Raw genomic sequence first — 18,691 nt, 5'->3', positions numbered from 1 at the left:
TTCAGGGCATCAAAGCAACTGTTTCCGCTGGTTTGATGGCGGAATAGATAACGATTCACGATATTTAGCGACGGTACGTCTCGCAACCATAATACCCTGTTCCGATAACATAGAGGTGAGTTTACTGTCACTCAAGGGTTTTACCGGATTTTCTGACGAGATTAATTTTTTTACCAGCGCGCGGATAGCGGTTGATGATGCTTCGCCGCCACCTTCGGTGCTGACATGGCTGGAGAAAAAGTATTTCAGTTCGAAAATACCGCGCGGACTGTGCAGATACTTTTGGGTCGTAACCCGGGAAATCGTTGATTCATGCATCTCCACGGCCCGGGCAATATCAGCCAGAACCATTGGCCGCATATATTCTTCACCCTGCTCGAAAAATGCCTGCTGTTGCTCCACGATACAGCGTGATACCCGCAATAGAGTATCGTTACGGCTTTCAAGGCTTTTGATCAGCCAGCGGGCTTCCTGCAAATTACTGCGGATAAACTGGTTATCGCTGTCATTTCTGGCGCCACCACTCATTGCTGCATAATGCTGATTGATTCTTAGTTTTGGCAGACTGTCCGTATTCAGTTCGACCGCCCAGCGATTGGCAACTTTGCGCACCAGTACATCAGGAATAACGTATTCGGAGTCACCCGTATTAATTGACTGGCCGGGGCGGGGATCCAGAGACTGAATCAGTAACATGGCTTGTTTCAGCACATCATCTTTCAGGCGAGTAACACGCATCAGACTGCGGAAATCGTGACTCGCCAGTAAGTCCAGATGCTGGCTGATAATCAGACGGGCTTCTTCCAGCATCGGTGTATCAGGACTGAATTGTGACAGCTGAACCAGCAGACAGTCTTTTAAATCACGGGCACCTGCACCGACAGGGTCAAAGTGCTGGACCCGTTTCAGAACGGCTTCCACTTCTTCCAGACTGAGTTCGTCATCGCCAATACTCTCGAGAATATCCTCAAGCGGAACTGTCAGGTAACCGGTGTTATCAATGGCATCGATAATCGATGTTGCTATTGCCCGGTCCGTATCACTGAACGGGGTCAGTTCGGCCTGCCACATCAGGTAATCCTGCAGTGACTGGGTGGTTTCACCCTGGTAAACGGGCAGTTCATCATCCTGATAATCGGTGCCGGTACCTGAAGGCGTACCGGCGGTATAAATTTCATCCCAGGTGGCATCCAGAGGTAATTCTTCCGGCATCTCTTTTTGTTCTAATGCTTCGCGGGTATCCAGAGAAGCGGTTTCACCCGACTCCTCAGAATCAACTTCATTAAGTAACTCAGCCTGGTCCAGCAAGGGATTACTTTCCAGCGCGACCTGCAATTCCTGTTGTAACTCATGCGTGGAAAGCTGCAACAGTCGTATCGCCTGTTGCAACTGGGGGGTCATTGCCAGTTGTTGGCTGAGCCTGAATTGCAAACTTTGCTTCATAGTAAGAAGTGCATTTCCCGAAAAAAATTCAATAAGAACACATTAACAGAGTCAGAGCCGGAACTCTTCACCCAGATAAACACGTTTTACATGTTCATCTGCCAGAATTTCACCCGGAGTACCGTGAGCGATCAGTTTACCCTGGCTGACAATATAGGCGCGTTCACAGACTGCAAGGGTTTCACGGACATTATGGTCCGTAATCAGTACCCCGAGGCCGCTGTCCCGCAGGTGCTCAATAATCTTTTTGATATCAATGACCGAAATCGGGTCAACACCGGCAAAAGGTTCATCCAGCAGAATAAACTTAGGGTTTGCTGCCAGAGCTCTGGCAATCTCCACTCTGCGTCGTTCCCCCCCGGAGAGAGCCTGTCCCATACTGTCACGCAAATGTTCAATATGAAATTCTTCCATAAGTTCATTGGCGCGATCAGCCCGTTGTTGTGCATTCAGATCCTTACGGATTTGCAGCACGGCCATCAGGTTATCGTACACACTTAACCGCCGGAAAATAGAAGCTTCCTGTGGCAGGTAACCAATACCGAGCCTCGCGCGGGCATGCAGCGGAAGCAGACTGATATCTTCATTGTCGATAGTAATCTTACCGGCATCACGCGGTACGATCCCAACCACCATGTAAAAAGTGGTGGTTTTACCAGCTCCGTTAGGGCCGAGCAATCCGACAATCTCGCCTGACTTCACTTCCAGGCTGACATCTTCAACGACCCGCCGCCCTTTGTAAGCTTTCGCCAGATTCTGTGCAATTAAAGTCGCCATAACGATTATTGACTCTGTTTAGGATGTGCGGTGGTGTTATTGTTCTGCAACTCAGAAGGCATCAGGGTTGTGGTGACCCGTTTCTGCTGCCCCTGGCTGTAGGCCTGCATTTTCTGTTCTTTCACCAGATAGGTAATTCGATCGCCTTTAATATTACTGTTCAGCTGTTCGATATAGGCATTACCGGTAAGTTCAACCAGGTCTTTTGCCAGGTCGTAATGCAGTTTGCTGGCGCGGCCTTTGACCGGTTTGCCGTTATCCTGCATCTGGTAGAAAGTTGCCGGGGAGCCGAAAGCATCGACCAGTGTCTTCTGACTGTCTCCGCCTGGCCGGGTGACTACGACTTTGTCCGCCGTAATTTTGATGGAGCCCTGAGTGATAATGACATTACCGGTGAACGTGGCGACATTGCCCTGCATATCCATAGACTGGTTTTCTGAGGTAATGTTTACGGGTTTATCCGAGTCACCAGTCAGAGCCAGCGCGGGCAGGCTACAGCTCAGGAGTGTTGCCAGCACCAGCAACCTGAAGCTATTTTTTTTGGTTTTGAATTTCATAATCGGTTTTGACCTTTTCAATTAATTCGGCGGTTTTGGCCCGTAAATTGCCACGTAATTTCATTCCGGTGGACTGGAACCCCTGACCATACAAGGTGACCTGGTCATCAGAGGTAACATCCTGAGTGACCAGATTCACCTGCGCATTATCTGTAATGATACGTTCAATCTTTGCATCTGCATTCAGGGCGTTAACTTCAACATGACCATAAAGATACAGCATCCGGTTTTTAGTTAATTTTGCTTTATCTGCTTTTACCGACCAGGCAGGGGCTTTTTGCTGATCGTAAGTGGTCATCACCGGATTATCGAACCAGCTGACCTGCGGGGTATCAAAATATGACACTTTGTCGGAATCGAGCTTATATGCCAGCCCGCCTTCCGGGTTGTAGGCCACAGTGTCAGAGGTAGCGATGGTATAGGTCGGACTCTGATCGTCCTGCACCACCGAAGAAGGCGGGGTATCCTGGTTTGTCAGGTTCCAGCCAATCAGTACTACCGCAATAATTGCCAGCAGAAGGGTAATCCAGCGCCTGCTTGTACTCATATTGATAACCCTTTGGCATCCTCAAATTTATTTTGTGCCATTAAAATAACATCACAAATCTCACGCACCGCACCACGTCCGCCATTAATACGGGTGACGTAATCGGCACGCTGAATTAACAACGGATGGGCATCAGCGACCGACACACTGAGTCCTGATCTTTCCATTACTGGCCAGTCAATCAGGTCATCCCCGATATAGGCAACCTGTTCCGGACTGAGGGACAGTTTATCCAGAAGGTCGGCAAAGGCCAAAAGCTTATCTGACTGGCCCTGATACAAATGTCTGATGCCGAGCGTCTGGCAGCGGTCTTCCAGAAGTCCGGCTTTTCTGCCGGTGATAATAGCAACTTCAACATTATTGGTTAACAGACAGCGAATACCATAGCCATCACGGACGTTAAATGCTTTCAGCTCTTCACCATTATTTCCCATATAAATCAGGCCATCAGACATTACCCCATCGACATCGCAAATCAGTAATTTTATTTTTTCAGCACTGGCCATGATCTGCGGGCTGACAGGCCCGTAGCATGTATCAATGGGGAGTTTATCTTTCATCTCGCTTTCCCTCTCAGACAACACCGGCACGCAACATATCGTGCATATGTATCACACCCACAAGACGATTGTTATCGGCAACCAGCAGTGAGGTTATGTTTTTGTTTTGCATTATATTTAATGCATCGACAGCCAGAATTGTCGCTGGCACGCGGATCCCGCCGGGTGTCATCACCTCAGCAATCGGGGTGGACTGGAAATTAATATCCATATCAATGACCCGCCGCAGGTCACCATCTGTAAAAATACCGGCAATGGTCATATCGTCTTCCGTAATCACTGTCATACCCAGTTTTTTGCGGGTAATTTCCAGTAAGGCATCGCGCAGGGTCGCATGGCGCGACACACAGGGGATTTCGTCTCCTGAATGCATCACATCACTGACATGCAATAACAGTTTACGCCCCAGAGCTCCGCCGGGATGAGACAACGCAAAATCTTCGGCGGTAAAGCCCCTGGCTTCCAGCAACGCGACGGCCAGGGCATCACCCATCACCAGGGTGGCGGTAGTGCTGGTCGTCGGGGCCAGCCCTAGCGGACAGGCTTCCTCAGGAACTTTGACTGTCAGGTGCAAATCGGCTGCTTTTCCCATCGCACTTTCCGGCCTGCTGCTGATACAAATCAGGGTGATATTGAGGCGCTTAATCACCGGGATCAGTGCCAGAATTTCATGTGACTCACCACTATTGGAAATAGCAATCACCACATCGTCACGGCCGACCATCCCCAGGTCACCGTGACTGGCTTCGGCCGGATGAACGAAGAAAGACGGGGTCCCGGTACTGGCAAAGGTGGCAGCCATTTTGCGGGCAATATGGCCCGACTTGCCCATCCCCATCACGACGACTTTTCCCTGGCACTGGTATAGTATTTCACAGGCACGGGAAAAGTCTGCATTAATGTATTGTTCCAGTTGCGCAAGACCTTCACGCTCGATACGCAGAACTTTCCTGCCTGCTTCCTTAAAATCAAAACCGGTAGTGGGTGATTGATCAGACATTTCAGCGCGTCCTTTTAAAAATCATTAATCATCGGGCAAAACCAGAGTATGGCGACCCAGATAAAAAATCCGCAGAGTAAAACAGCGCCGGTCAGCCTGCCGATAGTCCGGTTTTTCTTCAGGCAAATCAACGCAAAAACAGTACTGACGCCCAGCATAATCCAGTAATCACGGGAGAATGCATTGCTGTCGATACTGCCGGGAGAGACTAATGCCGGCAGCCCTAAGACAATCGCGGTATTATAAATGTTAGCACCCAACAGGTTGCCGACGGCAATATCCCCTTCACCTTTCAGAGTACCGGCAATAACGGTGGCAAGCTCGGGCAGGCTGGTACCGATGGAGATAAAAATTAATGCCATCACTAATTCACTGATCCCCAGATAATCGCCGACCACTGTCGCATTATCGAGGATCATCCCTGTTGCGACCGGTAATAATACCAGAGCGACCCCAAGCCAGAGGAAAGCGACTGTATTACCGGCATCTTCGCCGGGTAATTCTGCGACCTGTTCGCGTGTCAGCTGGTCTCCGGTGGATGCCTGAGTTTTGCCCGCGATACGGAGAATACCCCACAGATAAACCACTGCCATGACTAACAGGCAGGCACCTTCGGTGCGGGTCAGCATATTATCGGCTAATAATAACCCGCTGAGTAATGTGACCAGTAACATCAGTGGCAGTTCACGGCGCAGCAGAGCAGAGTGTATTTTCAGAGGATGGAGTAATGCGGCACCGCCGAGGATCAATAATATATTAGTGATATTTGACCCGAGAGCGATCCCCACGGCAAAATCCCGCTGACCATGCTGTGCGGCGGACAGTGAAAGTATGATTTCCGGTAATGAGGTGCCGATACCGACGACAGTCATCCCGATTATCAGGGGCGGGATCCCCAGCGTCCGGCAAAGAATAGATGCGCTAAAAACAAGACGGTCTGCGCCATAGGCCAGCAACAGTAAGCCGAGAACCAGCAGAACAATAGCGACAAGCATGGGAATTCCTTTGCCAAAAGCCCGTAATACAGCCTGACTGCATCACAGTAAAAAGTAAGATCAACAGTAAACAAACGATGATTTTGACTGCCGAAACGTGAAAAGTAAATTTTATGACGGAATTACACAAAAACAGCCTGTAATTTTCTGTAAAAATGACAAGATGCCCTTCTCCGTACTGGCATCATAGATAACTAAAATTCCCGGTCACCTGTGAGGGGTTAACATGGTCCAGCAACAAAAAGGTTTGGTTGAAATCCGGGGAATGAGCTTTTCCCGCGGATCCCGAAAAATCTTTGATGACATTTCTTTAACGGTGCCTGAAGGAAAAATTACTGCCATTATGGGGCCTTCCGGTATCGGTAAAACCACCTTATTACGTCTTATCGGTGGTCAGTTACAGCCGGATAACGGAGATATTTTCTTTCATAATGAAAATATTCCTAGCCTGTCACGTAGTAAGCTGTATGAAGTCCGCAAGAAAATGAGCATGCTGTTTCAGTCAGGGGCACTCTTCACGGATTTAAGTGTATATGAGAATGTGGCCTGGCCATTGCGGGAACACACCTCTCTGCCGCCGGCACTTCTGCACAGTACCGTGATGATGAAACTGGAAGCTGTCGGGTTACGGGGGGCAGAAAAACTGACTCCGGCTGAACTGTCCGGGGGCATGGCGAGGCGTGTTGCCCTGGCCCGTGCTATTGCTCTTGAGCCGGAACTGATTATGTTCGATGAACCATTTGTCGGTCAGGACCCTATTACTATGGGGGTGTTGGTGAAGCTGATTGATGAACTTAATCATGCTCTGGGGCTGACCTGTATTGTGGTTTCCCATGATGTACCTGAAGTTCTCAGTATTGCGGATTATGCTTATATCGTGGCGGGCCAGCATGTGATTGCCCAGGGAGACGCGGCAGAGTTACGGAAAAATACGGATCCACGTGTTCGGCAGTTTATTGATGGTCATGCGGATGGCCCGGTACCTTTCAGGTATCCGGCCGGTGATTATCTCACCGATTTGCTTAGCCCCGGGAGACATTAAATTCATGTTGTTGAAAGCATTAGCATCATTAGGGCGCTGGGGGATCCAAAGCTGTGCGTCATTCGGACGTGCAGGCGTCATGTTGTTCCATGCCCTGGTGGGGAAACCGGAATTTGCAAAACACAGTCGGCTGGTGGTGAAACAACTCTATAGTGTCGGTGTGCTTTCTCTGTTGATCATCCTGGTATCGGGCCTGTTTATTGGCATGGTGCTGGGGTTACAGGGATACCTGGTCTTGCAAACCTACGGCGCGGAAACCAGTCTCGGTATGCTGGTCGCGTTATCGTTATTACGTGAGCTGGGACCGGTGGTGACGGCGTTATTATTTGCCGGCCGGGCCGGTTCAGCACTGACCGCCGAAGTCGGGCTGATGAAAGCGACCGAACAGCTGTCGAGTATGGAGATGATGGCTGTCGATCCTCTGAGACGGGTAGTGGCACCCCGGTTCTGGGCCGGGGTCATCAGCATGCCGTTGCTGGCGATTATGTTTACGGCGGTAGGGATTGCCGGTGGCGCACTGGTCGGTGTCAGCTGGAAGGGCATTGATGCGGGGTTCTTCTGGTCGGCGATGCAGAGTGCCGTCGATTTCCGTATGGATATTGTTAACTGTGTCATCAAGAGTATTGTTTTCGCGATCGCCGTTTCATGGATAGCACTCTTCAATGGCTATGATGCGGTGCCGACTTCTGAAGGTATCAGTCGTGCGACGACACGAACCGTAGTTCATTCGTCTCTTGCCATCCTTGGGTTAGATTTTGTGCTGACAGCACTGATGTTTGGGAATTAACGCAATGCAAAGTAAAAAAAGTGAAATCTGGGTAGGTATTTTCCTGTTACTGGCGCTGGCCGCGGCGCTGTTTCTTTGTCTGCGTGTCGCTGACCTTAAATCTTTTGGTACCGAGCCGACATGGAAACTGTATGCCACTTTCGACAATATCGGCGGTCTGAAGGTCAGCTCTCCGGTAAAAATTGGCGGGGTAGTTATCGGTCGTGTCACCAATATTTCTCTGGACGACAGTACATTATCCCCGAAAGTTACCATGGCGATTGATGATGCTTATGCCGGAAAAATCCCTGACACCAGTTCGCTGGCTATCCGTACCCAGGGCCTGCTGGGGGAACAATTTCTGGCGCTTAATCTGGGCTTTAATGACCCGGATTTAGGATCTTCGATCCTGAAAAATGGCGATACTTTACGTGATACCAAATCAGCCATCGTACTTGAGGACCTGATCGGCCAGTTCCTGTATAAAAACGGCAACAGTAGTAGTGATAAGAGTTCACCGGCAGGTGCTGACAGTTCGTCTGCAGCAGTACCGGCCCATTAAGAGGATAAGTTTATGTTATTTAAGCGTTTAATTATGGCAGCATTGCTGGTTATTCTGCCTGTTGCGGCATCACAGGCAGCAGATTCTGTCGATCAGAGTAATCCTTACACACTGATGAATCAGGCTGCGGCGAAAACCTTTACCCGTCTGAAAAATGACCAGGCAAAAATCAAACAAAATCCTGACTATCTGCGTGATGTGGTACGTGAAGAGCTGATGCCTTATGTCCAGGTAAAATATGCCGGTGCATTAGTGCTGGGACGTTTCTACAATGAAGCAACCCCTGCACAGCGCGATGCGTATTACAAAGCATTTGGTGATTATCTGGCACAGGCTTACGGGCAGGCGCTGGCGATGTATCACGGTCAGACTTATCAAATCGAGCCGGCACAGCCGCTGGGTAATGCCAATATTGTCGCTATCCGCGTCACTATCATTGACCCGAATGGACGTCCTCCGGTTCGTCTGGATTTCCAATGGCGTAAAAATACCCGTACCGGTGCCTGGCAGGCCTACGATATGGTGGCAGAAGGTATCAGTATGATCACCACTAAGCAGAATGAGTGGGGTGATCTGTTACGGACTCAGGGTATTGACGGATTAACCGCGCGGTTAAAAACCTATGCAGCACAGCCGATTACTCTGGGTCAGCAAAACTGATGAATGCTGAACTCCACTGGCAGCAACAGGCTGCTTCGCTGCGGCTGACCGGAAAACTGGATCATGAAACTTTGCTGCCGTTGTGGGAACAACGCGATACGGTAATGCAGGGGATCAGTGACATTGATCTTTCCGGTCTGGAGCGGGTCGACTCATCCGGACTGGCACTGCTGATCCATTTGCAGGATATTGTCCGCCGCCACGGAGCAGTGCTGACATTCACGGGGATATCTGACAAATTACAGTCATTAATCACTCTGTATAATCTGCAACATATTATTGTTTCTTCTCAGGAAACCCCCTGACCTCAGCCTTTTCCCTCTCAGGCCCCCGGCAGTCACGGGGGCTTTTGTGTATTTAAGATAATGCCACTTTCTAATAAGATATGGGCTGATTATTATTATCGGAAGCTAAAAGCAATGGAAAATAATGAGATTCAGGCAGTCCTGATGCAGGCACTGTCGCTGGACGAAGTACATGTCAGTGGTGATGGCAGCCATTTCCAGGTGATCGCCGTCAGTGATATTTTTGAAACCATGAGCCGTGTGAAAAAGCAACAGACCGTCTATGCTCCGCTGATGGAGTATATCGCGGATAACCGTATTCACGCGGTATCAATTAAGACCTATAGCCCGGCTGAATGGGCCCGGGATCGTAAACTGAGCGGCTTTTGAGCCTGTTAGTCAGGTAAACGCAGGCCGGCAGGTCAGTACCTTTTATAAATGCTAATTGAGATCGGTGTTAATGGATAAATTTCGAGTGCAGGGTCCGACCCGCTTAAGTGGTGAAGTTACCATTTCCGGAGCAAAAAATGCAGCGCTGCCGATTCTGTTCGCAGCTTTACTGGCTGAAGAACCAGTAGAAATCAACAATGTCCCTGAATTGCGTGACATTGATACGACCATGAAATTACTGGGTCAGCTGGGTGTGAAAGCCACACGTAATGGCGCTGTTCATCTGGATGCCAGCGAGGTTAATATTTTCTGTGCTCCTTATGACCTGGTAAAAACCATGCGTGCCTCAATCTGGGCTTTGGGTCCGCTGGTGGCTCGTTTTGGTCAGGGTCAGGTCTCTTTGCCTGGTGGCTGTGCGATTGGTGCCCGTCCGGTCGACCTGCACATCAGCGGACTGGAACAGCTGGGTGCTGAGATCAGACTGGAAGAGGGCTATGTTAAAGCCTCTGTCGAAGGCCGCCTGAAAGGCGCGCATATTGTCATGGATAAAGTCAGTGTCGGCGCGACAGTGACAATTATGACTGCCGCGACCCTGGCGACCGGTACCACCGTGATCGAAAATGCTGCCCGTGAGCCGGAAATTGCCGATACTGCCGGTTTCCTGAATGCCATTGGCGCAAAAATCAGTGGTGCCGGTACCGACAGAATCACCATTGAAGGGGTTGAACGTCTGGGGGGAGGCAGCTATGAAGTAGTTCCTGACCGTATCGAAACCGGCACCTTCCTGGTCGCGGCGGCCATTTCCGGCGGTAAAGTGATTTGCCACAAAACCCGTCCGGACACCATGGATGCGGTACTGGCAAAATTACGGGAAGCCGGTGCGGATATCGCTACCGGTGAGGACTGGATCAGTCTCGATATGCACGGACGTCGTCCGAAAGCGGTGAATATTCGTACTGCACCGCATCCCGGTTTTCCGACGGATATGCAGGCCCAGTTTACCCTGCTCAATCTGGTTGCCGAAGGCACCGGAGTCATTACTGAAACCATTTTTGAAAACCGTTTTATGCACATCCCTGAACTGATTCGGATGGGTGCCCATGCTGAGATTGAAAGTAATACCGCGATTTGTCACGGTACGGATAAACTTTCCGGTGCCCAGGTGATGGCAACAGATTTACGTGCCTCAGCGAGTCTGGTGCTGGCGGGCTGTATCGCCGAAGGTGAAACCCTCGTTGACCGTATTTATCATATTGATCGTGGCTACGAACGTATAGAAGATAAACTGCGTGCGCTGGGTGCAAATATCGAGCGTGTACGCGGCGAAGAAGACGCTTCTCAGGCTGAATAATCCGTTACCGGACCATCAGCTACAAGGCCTGTTGCTTATGCACAGGCCTTTTTTATCGCCGCAGAAAATTACGCTGGCGGGAGATGCGGTTGCTGATTACGTGGCAGACGACGCATCAGTTTTTCTCTGTCCAGTAATTCATGGGTTACCGGATGGTAATAACGGCTGGGCCAGATTTCGGCAGGATGGATGTCAATTGCTTTGGCTATCAGCCATTCGCCTTTAGGCCATGGGCGGGATAAGGCATTAGCCAGTGTTGAAGAACTGAGTCCGGCATTTCGCGAGACAGCGGCCAGAGAGGTACCTTTCTTTCTCAGGGCAGCAATAATATCGGCAGTATGCCAATCCTTTTTCAGCGTATTCATCTTATTCTCCTTTTCAGATGCCGGTAATACTCTCCGGGATATCACACCATTTAACGCGATAAAATTACATTGTTTATGGCAACAGATATAGCAAAAAACGACCAATTATTTCATAAAAATTATCTAAAAAGCGCTAAATTACTACGGTGGTCGCAAATATGAAGAAAAGAACGCTGAAATCATCCGAAAATCAGGCGTCAGGGATCACAGGCAAAGCAGGGTAAGAAAGGATGGAGGCAATATGGGCTTATCGCCGGATCGTTATCCGGCGATATAACACAGAAGGATCCGGCTGCAGAAAAGAGTGATCCGTCGGGGGAGATCAGTGATCGCGCTGTACTGACATGTGTGCCAGAGATTCTAACGCTTCGCGCCACGGGCTGGCAGGCAGCACCTGTAATGCGCGAATCGCCTTATCGGCTTCGGCTTCAGCACGCTGACGGGTCCAGTTTAAGGAACCACATTGCTGCATGGCCTCCTGTACCTGATCTAACAGATGCCGGCCATTACCTTGCTCGATCGCCTGACGGATCATGGCAGATTGTTCAGGAGTACCATGTTGCATCGCATGTAATAATGGCAGGGTAGGTTTCCCTTCACTCAGGTCGTCGCCGACATTTTTACCCAGGGCGATATTGTCAGTACTGTAGTCGAGTAAATCATCGATCAGCTGAAAGGCTGTACCAATATAACGGCCGTAATCGCGCAATGCCTGTTCCTGTCCGGCGGTGGCATCAGCCAGAATTGCAGACGTCTGGGCCGCAGCTTCAAATAAGCGCGCCGTTTTACTGTAAATCACCCGCATATAGCTTTCTTCGGTAATATCCGGATCGTTACAGTTCATTAGCTGCAGAACTTCGCCTTCGGAGATCACATTCACCGCTTCAGACATCAGTGCAAGGATCTTTAACGATCCCAGGCTGGTCATCATCTGAAAAGCACGGGTGTAAATAAAATCGCCGACCAGTACGCTGGCAGCATTACCGAAAGTCGCATTCGCAGTCGCTTTACCACGGCGCATATCTGATTCGTCCACCACATCATCGTGCAGCAGGGTAGCGGTATGGATAAATTCAATCAGTGCTGCGTTCAGCACATGCTGGTCGCCCTGATAATTAAGTGCTCTTGCTGACAGCACTGCAATCATCGGACGAATACGTTTGCCGCCGCCGCTGACGATGTAATGGCCCAGTTGGCTGATAAGCGCAACATCGGAATCAAGCTGGTCAAGAATGGTCTGATTGACGGCCGCCATATCAGCGGAGGTGATTTCTGTAATTTGTTCTAAGTTCATACGTCTGTTCAGTTTTGACTCGGTTTTAGCCATCATATGGCCGTTTAAACAGGAGTGTCCAGATAGTTTGTATCGGCGTATATCTGAATAAATTTCTCTGTCGGCAGTAGCGGCAGCTCCCGGCAAGATCAACAAACGCCAGTGAACTACGAATGAAGCCTATTGTACTGGAAATTTGGTTACAGGAAACACCCGGCTGTGCCCTGTGTTTTTTTTCTGCAATACCCTGCAAAGGAGACTTGTCTTCTGCCTGATATTTGCGTAGAATTCGCGCCCTATTGTGAATATTTATAGCGCCGCCTGATTTAATCATAAGGGCTAGCGCAGAAGCGGAGTTTTATATGTACGCGGTTTTCCAAAGTGGTGGCAAACAACACCGAGTTAGCGAAGGTCAGACCGTTCGCCTGGAAAAGCTTGATATCGCAACCGGTGAAACTATTGAGTTTGACCAGGTTCTGATGATTGCCAACGGCGAAGAAGTTACCATTGGTGCTCCACTGGTTTCAGGTGGTGTTATCAAAGCTGAAGTCGTGGCTCATGGTCGTGGTGAGAAAATTAAAATTGTTAAGTTTCGTCGCCGTAAACACTATCGTAAGCAGCAGGGTCACCGTCAGTGGTTCACTGATGTGAAGATCACTGGCATCAGCGCTTAACAGGAGATTTGACAAATGGCTCATAAAAAGGCTGGCGGCTCCACACGTAACGGTCGCGATTCCAACGCAAAACGTCTGGGCGTTAAACGCTTCGGCGGCGAAACTGTACTGGCAGGCAGCATCATCGTTCGTCAGCGCGGAACCAAATTCCATGCAGGCAACAACGTAGGTTGTGGTCGTGACCACACCCTGTTTGCAACTGCAACTGGTCAGATCAAATTCGAAGTTAAAGGCCCGGACAACCGTAAATACGTCAGCATCGTTGCTGAGTAAGGTTGAAAGGTCCTGACAGTATAATCACTGTCTGACTTAACGAATTAAAGCCCCGCAGCTTGTGCGGGGCTTTTTACATTCTGCTGTCATACCCACACTAAATCCCCGCGTACCTCAGCAGAATGCTGTACACTGGACAGATAAAATACTGAATACTGATATCACTGGCATCCATGCCGGTATTATCCGCCGCCGGTCAGCAGAGTCGACCCTGGCGGGCCCGTTTGCAGGACCGTTGTCTGTGCAGGCGAAAGAGTGACGGAGAAGAGAAATGAAGTTTGTTGATGAAGCGACAATTCTGGTGGTCGCAGGCGATGGCGGTAATGGCTGTGTCAGCTTCCGCCGCGAAAAATATATTCCGCGGGGCGGTCCTGATGGTGGTGACGGTGGCGATGGCGGTGATGTCTGGCTGCTGGCTGACGAAAACCTGAATACCCTGATTGATTACCGCTTCGAAAAAGCCTTCCGCGCCGAACGTGGCCAGAATGGCCAGAGCCGTGACTGTACCGGCAAACGTGGTAAAGATGTCATTGTTAAAGTCCCGGTCGGTACCCGTATTATCGACCAGGATACAGGCGAAACCATGGGTGATATGACTCGCCATGAACAGCGTCTGATGGTCGCGAAAGGCGGCTGGCATGGCCTGGGTAACACCCGCTTTAAATCTTCTGTTAACCGTACACCGCGTCAGAAAACCATGGGTACCGAAGGCGAAAAGCGTGACTTGTTACTGGAGCTGATGCTACTGGCAGATGTCGGTATGCTGGGTCTGCCAAATGCCGGTAAATCAACCTTTATCCGTGCCGTTTCTGCGGCTAAACCCAAAGTCGCTGACTATCCGTTTACCACTCTGGTTCCCAGCCTGGGTGTGGTGCGTATGGATCATGAGCAGAGTTTTGTCGTGGCAGATATTCCGGGACTGATCGAAGGTGCTGCGGACGGCGCCGGTTTAGGGATCCGTTTCCTTAAACACCTTGAACGCTGCCGGGTATTATTACACCTGATCGATCTGGCACCGATCGATGAATCTGATCCGGTAGAGAACGCGCGTATTATTCTGGCTGAGCTGGAAAAATATAGCGATAAGTTATACCAGAAGCCACGCTGGCTGGTATTTAACAAAACCGATCTGCTGGATAAACAGGAAGCTGAAAGCCGTGCTAAAGCCGTTGCCGAAGCACTGGGCTGGGATGATAAGTATTATCTGATTTCTGCGGCCAGCCGTGATGGCGTGAATGCGCTGTGCTGGGACGTGATGAGCTTTATTAACGCGAACCCGAAAGAAGCAGAGAAAGAAGAGCAGAAGCCGGAGAAAGTCGAGTTTATGTGGGACGACTATCACCGTGAAACGCTGGAAAATAATGCTCAGCCAGCAGAAGAAGAAGATGACGATTGGGATGACTGGGACGAAGATGATGATGAAGGTGTGGAGATCATCTATCAGCGTTGATCCTTAAGGATCTTAACCCCTTTTCAGTCATAGCCGGAGCAAGACTCCGGCTTTTTTGTACCTTTAGCCTAACACCGACACTGTCAGCCTGGCAGTACAGCACAGCTTACCTTTACTGTTACGGATCTCGGTCTGCCAGACTTGTAACTGTGCACCAATATGCAGCGGATGACAGTTTGCATACACCAGTCCTTGTGAAACGGCGCGATGGTGGCTGGCATTGACTTCAATACCGACGACGCTTTTCCCTTCTTCGGTGGCGAGATAAGCCGCCACTGAGCCCATCGACTCGGCCAGAACCACCGATGCCCCGCCATGTAATAATCCGAATGGCTGCCGGGTCCGCGGGTCAACAGGCATTGTCGCTTCCAGATGCTGTTCACCGATAACGGTAAACTCGATCCCTAAGTGGCTGACCAGACACTGTTGTCCGAGGGCGTTCAGTTCATCCGGAGTCATTATCCGCTTCCAGAACCGTGACATATTCTCAGGCCCCCAGGGTGGCTCCGCCATCGACGACGATATCCTGTAATACCACATGACTGGCCTTATCGGAGGCCAGGAACAGAATCGTATCGGCTATTTCCTGTGGCCGGGCGATCTTCTTCAATGGGATCCCCAGCTTAAACTGCTCCGGAAAGCCATCAATAGTCTGCTGCTCGGCCTGTGGCGTTTTCCACAGACTGCGCTGCATTTCTGTGTCAGTTGAACCCGGAGAGACGATATTACAGCGCACGCCATAAGGTGCCATTTCCAGACCCACCGTCAGACATAAACTGCGTAATGCCGCTTTAGATGCTCCATAAGCGGACATCCCCAGCCGCGGCGCATGGGCAGAATTAGAGGCTACTGTGACTATCGCGCCCCGCTGTTGTTTGCGGAATACAGGTAATGTCTGCTGAAACAGGTTAAATGCGCCGCCGGCATTAACGCTGAGACACTGTTGCCAGTTTTCAAACGAAATCTCATCTGTTGCACCGGTCCGCAGGATCCCGGCAGCGTTGATCAATATATCCAGTTGTGGCTGTTGATGAAGTAATGCCTGGCAGGTTTGTCTGACCTGTACCGGATCGGCGACGTTCAGTAGCTGGCAGGTAAACGGGTAGTTGTGCTGATCAAATTTAATATCAAAAGCCGTCACCGTGGCACCAGCCTGGTGAAAAGCCAGCGCGGTATGATAACCAATCCCCTGGCCCGCACCGGTTACCCAGACCTGTTTCCCCTGAAATTCCGGTGAGTGGCTCATTGCTGTTCTCCTGCCAGTAATCTCCACCAGCCATCAATAGATGCATTTCTGGCCAGAGCCACAAAATCAATCTCCGGGCGTGCCATTCGCCAGCGTGCAGCCAGTGCCATAACTCTCACGGAGTCCAGGCCGTAGTCTGTCAGGTTCTCATCATCTTCCGGCTGATCGTCATCCTCAAGTAAAGGTAACACCATAGCCCGTAAGGCGGCTTTACTTTCCGGCAATAAAATAAGCTCATTACAGGTAACCACTTTTCCGCAGCGGCCGGCAGTATATTTCAGCGCCATCAGATGTTCTTCCCGGCTGAAGTCCGCCAGTGCATCGGCTACCATAAAGGGTTTTATATTACGCATAAAGGCATCTGTTGCTGTCGTCAGGCAGCCAATATGGGCATATACCCCGGTAATTATCAGCTGATCCCGCCCGGCATTTTTCAGTTGCTGTTCAAGATCTGCACGGTGGAAAGCGCTGTACCGCCATTTGGTCAGCACCTTGTCGTGTTCGCCAGGGGTCAGTGCATCAGTAACTTGCTGTTGTTCAGGATGACGGTTTAAGCCGGGTCCCCACATATCATTCAGCAACGCGCGATCTTCATCACTTTGCTGATCTGGTTGCGCGGTATAAAACACCGGGATCCCGAGGGCATAGCATTGGGCACGTAAACGGGCAATATTGTCCACTACCTGATGAATTAACGGGCTGTCACTGGCCCAGAAATTCAGGAAATAGTTCTGCATATCATGGATTAACAATGCTGCCCGTGCGGGTTCAAATACCCACTGTACTTTATTGTCGGGAAGTTCATCTGCGGCAGGCAGAGCATAGGATTCAAGTTTAGGGATACTCATGGTAACTCCATTGTCCGGTCGTCATTGGGTTATTTGGGCTGCTGGTTCAGCCATTCACGCAGGGCTTTTTTATCCACTTTCCCGACATGGGTTAAGGGCAGTGTGTCCTGCTGTACTATCCGGTCAGGCAGTTTAAATTCGGCGATACCCTGTTCACGCAGATGACGACGTAAATGTGCCGGTTTAACCGGTTGAGTCGCGACAATAAATGCGCAACTTTTCTCTCCCATCAGTTCATCATTCATTGATACCAGAGCAGCATGAATAATCTCCGGGTGACGTTGCAGCAGATTCTCTATCTCTTCGGCTGCGATCTTCTCACCTCCGCGGTTAATCTGATCTTTTTCCCGTCCCTGAACTTTGATGTTTCCTTCTGCGGTGATCTCAATCAGGTCGCCGGAACAGTAAAAGCCTTCGGCATCAAAGCAGGTCGCATTGTGAGCCGGGTTATTGAAATAGCCGCGGAATGTATAAGGCCCGCGTGTCAGCAGGCGGCCGGTAGTCCCCGGCGGTAACAGCCTGCCGTTCTCATCAGCCACCCGCACCTCGTCATCTTCAGACATTGGTCGTCCCTGGGTCGAAACAATAACCTCTTCGGGATCGTCGAGCCGTGTATAGTTCACCAGCCCTTCGGCCATGCCAAATACCTGTTGCAGCTGGCAGCCGATATCAGAAATTATCCGTCGTGCCAGAGATTCACTGAGCCGCGCCCCGCCGACCTGTAACACTTTTAAACAGCGAAGCTGCCGGGCATTTCCCTGATCACTGATCGATTGCAGCCACAGACTGACCGCCGGAGGAACCAGCGCGGTCATGGTGATCTGATGTTTCTCTATCAGCGGAAAGCATTGTGTGGCACTGGGGTCAGATGCCATTACCACGAAACCACCGGCATAAAATACCCCCAGACAGCCCGGAGAACTCATCGGGTAATTATGTGCAGCGGGCAGGGCGCACAGGTAGCGGGTATCCGCGTCGACGGCACAGATATCGTTGCTGGCACGGATACTGTAGTAGTAGTCATTATGGGTACGCGGGATCAGTTTCGGTGTACCGGTACTGCCGCCGGATAACTGGAAAAAAGCGACTTCATCTGCCGCAGTGGGATCAGCAACAAAATGCTCGCCGGGGGTGGTCAGCCAGTCCGTCAGACAGTTATCACCGGTGAGAGCATGGTGCATGACCACGGTTTTCAGTGACGGAACCTGTTGTATAAACTGGTCATCAGCAAACAGACCATGCCGGCGGTCAGCGATTAACAGTGCCGGGGAAATCTGTTCGGCGTAAGACAGTAATTCACTGCGCTGATGGCTGTACAGGGCATTGACCGGAGCCACGCCCAGTTTCAGGAGCGCAAAAAATACCAGGTAAAACTCGCAGTTATTACCCAGCTGTACTAAAGCGGTATCACCTTTCCTGAGTCCGGCCTGTTGCAGTTTTGCTGCCAGACGCGAACTGTAAAGTGCCAGCTGGCGGTAGCTCAGGCGGCTGTCATTATCAATGATGGCGATAGCATCATTATTCTGCTGGCGGTCTGAGATATCACTGAGTGGCCGATCCAGCCAGTACCCTTTACTGCGGTAACGGCTGGCCAGCGCGTCGGGCCAGCGGGTATAAGGGATAGTCAT

23 protein-coding genes are annotated in these 18,691 nt (G+C 50.5%); 10 read left to right on the top strand and 13 right to left on the bottom strand.

From position 1 onward, the window contains the following. Positions 1-9 precede the first annotated feature (9 nt). From rpoN to JK198_RS07335, 7 genes are read right to left on the bottom strand one after another with little or no spacing between them, the layout of a single operon-like run. Positions 10-1,443, bottom strand: coding sequence for an RNA polymerase factor sigma-54 (rpoN, locus tag JK198_RS07365; RefSeq protein WP_212710561.1), 1,434 nt, complete (start codon positions 1,441-1,443; stop codon positions 10-12). 51 nt (positions 1,444-1,494) lie between these two features. Continuing rightward, entirely contained in the window at positions 1,495-2,220 is a 726-nt protein-coding gene (gene lptB / locus JK198_RS07360; RefSeq protein ID WP_212707613.1) for an LPS export ABC transporter ATP-binding protein, read from the bottom strand. Between the two features lie 5 nt (positions 2,221-2,225). Next, positions 2,226-2,777 (bottom strand): lipopolysaccharide ABC transporter substrate-binding protein LptA, encoded by a 552-nt coding sequence (gene lptA / locus JK198_RS07355; protein WP_212707614.1) that lies wholly within the window; start codon positions 2,775-2,777, stop codon positions 2,226-2,228. Next, positions 2,752-3,324, bottom strand: a complete 573-nt coding sequence (lptC, locus tag JK198_RS07350) for an LPS export ABC transporter periplasmic protein LptC (RefSeq protein WP_212707615.1) — start codon at positions 3,322-3,324, stop codon at positions 2,752-2,754. Before lptC ends, lptA begins: the two co-directional genes overlap by 26 nt. Further along, positions 3,321-3,884, bottom strand: a complete 564-nt coding sequence (gene kdsC, locus JK198_RS07345; RefSeq protein ID WP_212707616.1) for a 3-deoxy-manno-octulosonate-8-phosphatase KdsC — start codon at positions 3,882-3,884, stop codon at positions 3,321-3,323. Before kdsC ends, lptC begins: the two co-directional genes overlap by 4 nt. Positions 3,885-3,897: 13 nt before the next feature. Beyond that, positions 3,898-4,884: an arabinose-5-phosphate isomerase KdsD gene (gene kdsD / locus JK198_RS07340; protein ID WP_212707617.1), complete on the bottom strand. Its 987-nt coding sequence runs from the start codon at positions 4,882-4,884 to the stop codon at positions 3,898-3,900. A 14-nt stretch (positions 4,885-4,898) separates the two neighbouring features. Continuing rightward, the gene (locus JK198_RS07335) at positions 4,899-5,879 is read right to left on the bottom strand and encodes a calcium/sodium antiporter (RefSeq protein ID WP_212707618.1); all 981 of its coding nucleotides are present in this window, start codon (positions 5,877-5,879) and stop codon (positions 4,899-4,901) included. Positions 5,880-6,105: 226 nt separating this feature from the next. Here JK198_RS07335 and mlaF point away from each other — a divergent pair, with 226 nt between their 5' ends. The 7 genes from mlaF to murA all read left to right on the top strand — a co-directional run bounded on the left by mlaF (position 6,106) and on the right by murA (position 10,934). Beyond that, a complete protein-coding gene (gene mlaF / locus JK198_RS07330; RefSeq protein ID WP_212707619.1) occupies positions 6,106-6,921 on the top strand; it encodes a phospholipid ABC transporter ATP-binding protein MlaF in 816 nt (271 codons plus the stop codon). Between the two features lie 4 nt (positions 6,922-6,925). After that, positions 6,926-7,708: a lipid asymmetry maintenance ABC transporter permease subunit MlaE gene (mlaE, locus tag JK198_RS07325; RefSeq protein ID WP_212707620.1), complete on the top strand. Its 783-nt coding sequence runs from the start codon at positions 6,926-6,928 to the stop codon at positions 7,706-7,708. Between the two features lie 4 nt (positions 7,709-7,712). Next, on the top strand, positions 7,713-8,249 hold the full coding sequence (gene mlaD / locus JK198_RS07320) for an outer membrane lipid asymmetry maintenance protein MlaD (RefSeq protein ID WP_212707621.1): 537 nt from the start codon (positions 7,713-7,715) through the stop codon (positions 8,247-8,249). A 12-nt stretch (positions 8,250-8,261) separates the two neighbouring features. Further along, complete coding sequence (gene mlaC / locus JK198_RS07315) at positions 8,262-8,909, top strand: phospholipid-binding protein MlaC (RefSeq protein ID WP_212707622.1); 648 nt, start codon at positions 8,262-8,264, stop codon at positions 8,907-8,909. Continuing rightward, complete coding sequence (gene mlaB, locus JK198_RS07310; protein ID WP_212707623.1) at positions 8,909-9,214, top strand: lipid asymmetry maintenance protein MlaB; 306 nt, start codon at positions 8,909-8,911, stop codon at positions 9,212-9,214. Before mlaC ends, mlaB begins: the two co-directional genes overlap by 1 nt. Positions 9,215-9,328: 114 nt before the next feature. Next, a complete protein-coding gene (gene ibaG, locus JK198_RS07305) occupies positions 9,329-9,583 on the top strand; it encodes a BolA family protein (protein WP_212707624.1) in 255 nt (84 codons plus the stop codon). Positions 9,584-9,653: 70 nt separating this feature from the next. Next, entirely contained in the window at positions 9,654-10,934 is a 1,281-nt protein-coding gene (gene murA, locus JK198_RS07300; RefSeq protein ID WP_212707625.1) for a UDP-N-acetylglucosamine 1-carboxyvinyltransferase, read from the top strand. A gap of 68 nt (positions 10,935-11,002) precedes the next feature. On the opposite strand, the gene JK198_RS07295 is transcribed toward murA, so the two are convergent. Together JK198_RS07295 and ispB are read right to left on the bottom strand one after the other, a co-directional pair. Continuing rightward, positions 11,003-11,299: a helix-turn-helix domain-containing protein gene (locus JK198_RS07295; RefSeq protein ID WP_212707626.1), complete on the bottom strand. Its 297-nt coding sequence runs from the start codon at positions 11,297-11,299 to the stop codon at positions 11,003-11,005. A 322-nt stretch (positions 11,300-11,621) separates the two neighbouring features. Further along, positions 11,622-12,593: an octaprenyl diphosphate synthase gene (ispB, locus tag JK198_RS07290; protein WP_212707627.1), complete on the bottom strand. Its 972-nt coding sequence runs from the start codon at positions 12,591-12,593 to the stop codon at positions 11,622-11,624. Positions 12,594-12,934: 341 nt separating this feature from the next. Here ispB and rplU point away from each other — a divergent pair, with 341 nt between their 5' ends. The 3 genes from rplU (at position 12,935) to cgtA (ending at position 14,969) form a co-directional block, all read left to right on the top strand. Then, positions 12,935-13,246, top strand: a complete 312-nt coding sequence (gene rplU, locus JK198_RS07285) for a 50S ribosomal protein L21 (RefSeq protein ID WP_038016880.1) — start codon at positions 12,935-12,937, stop codon at positions 13,244-13,246. Between the two features lie 15 nt (positions 13,247-13,261). Beyond that, positions 13,262-13,519: a 50S ribosomal protein L27 gene (rpmA, locus tag JK198_RS07280; protein ID WP_212707628.1), complete on the top strand. Its 258-nt coding sequence runs from the start codon at positions 13,262-13,264 to the stop codon at positions 13,517-13,519. A 271-nt stretch (positions 13,520-13,790) separates the two neighbouring features. Beyond that, the gene (gene cgtA, locus JK198_RS07275; protein WP_212707629.1) at positions 13,791-14,969 is read left to right on the top strand and encodes an Obg family GTPase CgtA; all 1,179 of its coding nucleotides are present in this window, start codon (positions 13,791-13,793) and stop codon (positions 14,967-14,969) included. Between the two features lie 63 nt (positions 14,970-15,032). On the opposite strand, the gene JK198_RS07270 is transcribed toward cgtA, so the two are convergent. Genes JK198_RS07270 through JK198_RS07255 form a run of 4 tightly spaced genes read right to left on the bottom strand, consistent with a single transcriptional unit; the run spans position 15,033 to position 18,691 of the window. Next, complete coding sequence (locus tag JK198_RS07270; protein WP_212707630.1) at positions 15,033-15,452, bottom strand: hotdog fold thioesterase; 420 nt, start codon at positions 15,450-15,452, stop codon at positions 15,033-15,035. A 4-nt stretch (positions 15,453-15,456) separates the two neighbouring features. After that, positions 15,457-16,215 carry a 2,3-dihydro-2,3-dihydroxybenzoate dehydrogenase gene (gene dhbA, locus JK198_RS07265; RefSeq protein WP_212707631.1) on the bottom strand — a complete coding sequence of 253 codons (759 nt, stop codon included), beginning with the start codon at positions 16,213-16,215 and terminating at the stop codon, positions 15,457-15,459. Continuing rightward, positions 16,212-17,063 (bottom strand): isochorismatase, encoded by an 852-nt coding sequence (locus JK198_RS07260; RefSeq protein ID WP_212707632.1) that lies wholly within the window; start codon positions 17,061-17,063, stop codon positions 16,212-16,214. Before JK198_RS07260 ends, dhbA begins: the two co-directional genes overlap by 4 nt. Before the next feature lie 29 nt (positions 17,064-17,092). Then, positions 17,093-18,691, bottom strand: a complete 1,599-nt coding sequence (locus JK198_RS07255; RefSeq protein WP_212707633.1) for a (2,3-dihydroxybenzoyl)adenylate synthase — start codon at positions 18,689-18,691, stop codon at positions 17,093-17,095.

The organism is Tatumella sp. JGM91, assembly GCF_018257575.1.
GTDB lineage: Bacteria > Pseudomonadota > Gammaproteobacteria > Enterobacterales > Enterobacteriaceae > Tatumella > Tatumella punctata.
Note: the sequence above shows the minus strand (reverse complement) of the source record. Positions and strands in the feature narration are given on the sequence as shown.

Coding starts and splice junctions, on each gene's coding strand:
- JK198_RS07260 (WP_212707632.1), bottom strand. CDS start 17,063: ATGAGTATCCCTAAACTTGAATCCTATGCTCTGCCTGCCGCAGATGAA.
- lptC (WP_212707615.1), bottom strand. CDS start 3,324: ATGAGTACAAGCAGGCGCTGGATTACCCTTCTGCTGGCAATTATTGCG.
- mlaB (WP_212707623.1), top strand. CDS start 8,909: ATGAATGCTGAACTCCACTGGCAGCAACAGGCTGCTTCGCTGCGGCTG.
- JK198_RS07270 (WP_212707630.1), bottom strand. CDS start 15,452: ATGTCACGGTTCTGGAAGCGGATAATGACTCCGGATGAACTGAACGCC.
- ibaG (WP_212707624.1), top strand. CDS start 9,329: ATGGAAAATAATGAGATTCAGGCAGTCCTGATGCAGGCACTGTCGCTG.
- mlaD (WP_212707621.1), top strand. CDS start 7,713: ATGCAAAGTAAAAAAAGTGAAATCTGGGTAGGTATTTTCCTGTTACTG.
- lptA (WP_212707614.1), bottom strand. CDS start 2,777: ATGAAATTCAAAACCAAAAAAAATAGCTTCAGGTTGCTGGTGCTGGCA.
- lptB (WP_212707613.1), bottom strand. CDS start 2,220: ATGGCGACTTTAATTGCACAGAATCTGGCGAAAGCTTACAAAGGGCGG.
- ispB (WP_212707627.1), bottom strand. CDS start 12,593: ATGAACTTAGAACAAATTACAGAAATCACCTCCGCTGATATGGCGGCC.
- JK198_RS07335 (WP_212707618.1), bottom strand. CDS start 5,879: ATGCTTGTCGCTATTGTTCTGCTGGTTCTCGGCTTACTGTTGCTGGCC.
- JK198_RS07295 (WP_212707626.1), bottom strand. CDS start 11,299: ATGAATACGCTGAAAAAGGATTGGCATACTGCCGATATTATTGCTGCC.
- cgtA (WP_212707629.1), top strand. CDS start 13,791: ATGAAGTTTGTTGATGAAGCGACAATTCTGGTGGTCGCAGGCGATGGC.
- mlaE (WP_212707620.1), top strand. CDS start 6,926: ATGTTGTTGAAAGCATTAGCATCATTAGGGCGCTGGGGGATCCAAAGC.
- rplU (WP_038016880.1), top strand. CDS start 12,935: ATGTACGCGGTTTTCCAAAGTGGTGGCAAACAACACCGAGTTAGCGAA.
- rpoN (WP_212710561.1), bottom strand. CDS start 1,443: ATGAAGCAAAGTTTGCAATTCAGGCTCAGCCAACAACTGGCAATGACC.
- murA (WP_212707625.1), top strand. CDS start 9,654: ATGGATAAATTTCGAGTGCAGGGTCCGACCCGCTTAAGTGGTGAAGTT.
- mlaF (WP_212707619.1), top strand. CDS start 6,106: ATGGTCCAGCAACAAAAAGGTTTGGTTGAAATCCGGGGAATGAGCTTT.
- rpmA (WP_212707628.1), top strand. CDS start 13,262: ATGGCTCATAAAAAGGCTGGCGGCTCCACACGTAACGGTCGCGATTCC.
- kdsC (WP_212707616.1), bottom strand. CDS start 3,884: ATGAAAGATAAACTCCCCATTGATACATGCTACGGGCCTGTCAGCCCG.
- mlaC (WP_212707622.1), top strand. CDS start 8,262: ATGTTATTTAAGCGTTTAATTATGGCAGCATTGCTGGTTATTCTGCCT.
- kdsD (WP_212707617.1), bottom strand. CDS start 4,884: ATGTCTGATCAATCACCCACTACCGGTTTTGATTTTAAGGAAGCAGGC.
- JK198_RS07255 (WP_212707633.1), bottom strand. CDS start 18,691: ATGACTATCCCTTATACCCGCTGGCCCGACGCGCTGGCCAGCCGTTAC.
- dhbA (WP_212707631.1), bottom strand. CDS start 16,215: ATGAGCCACTCACCGGAATTTCAGGGGAAACAGGTCTGGGTAACCGGT.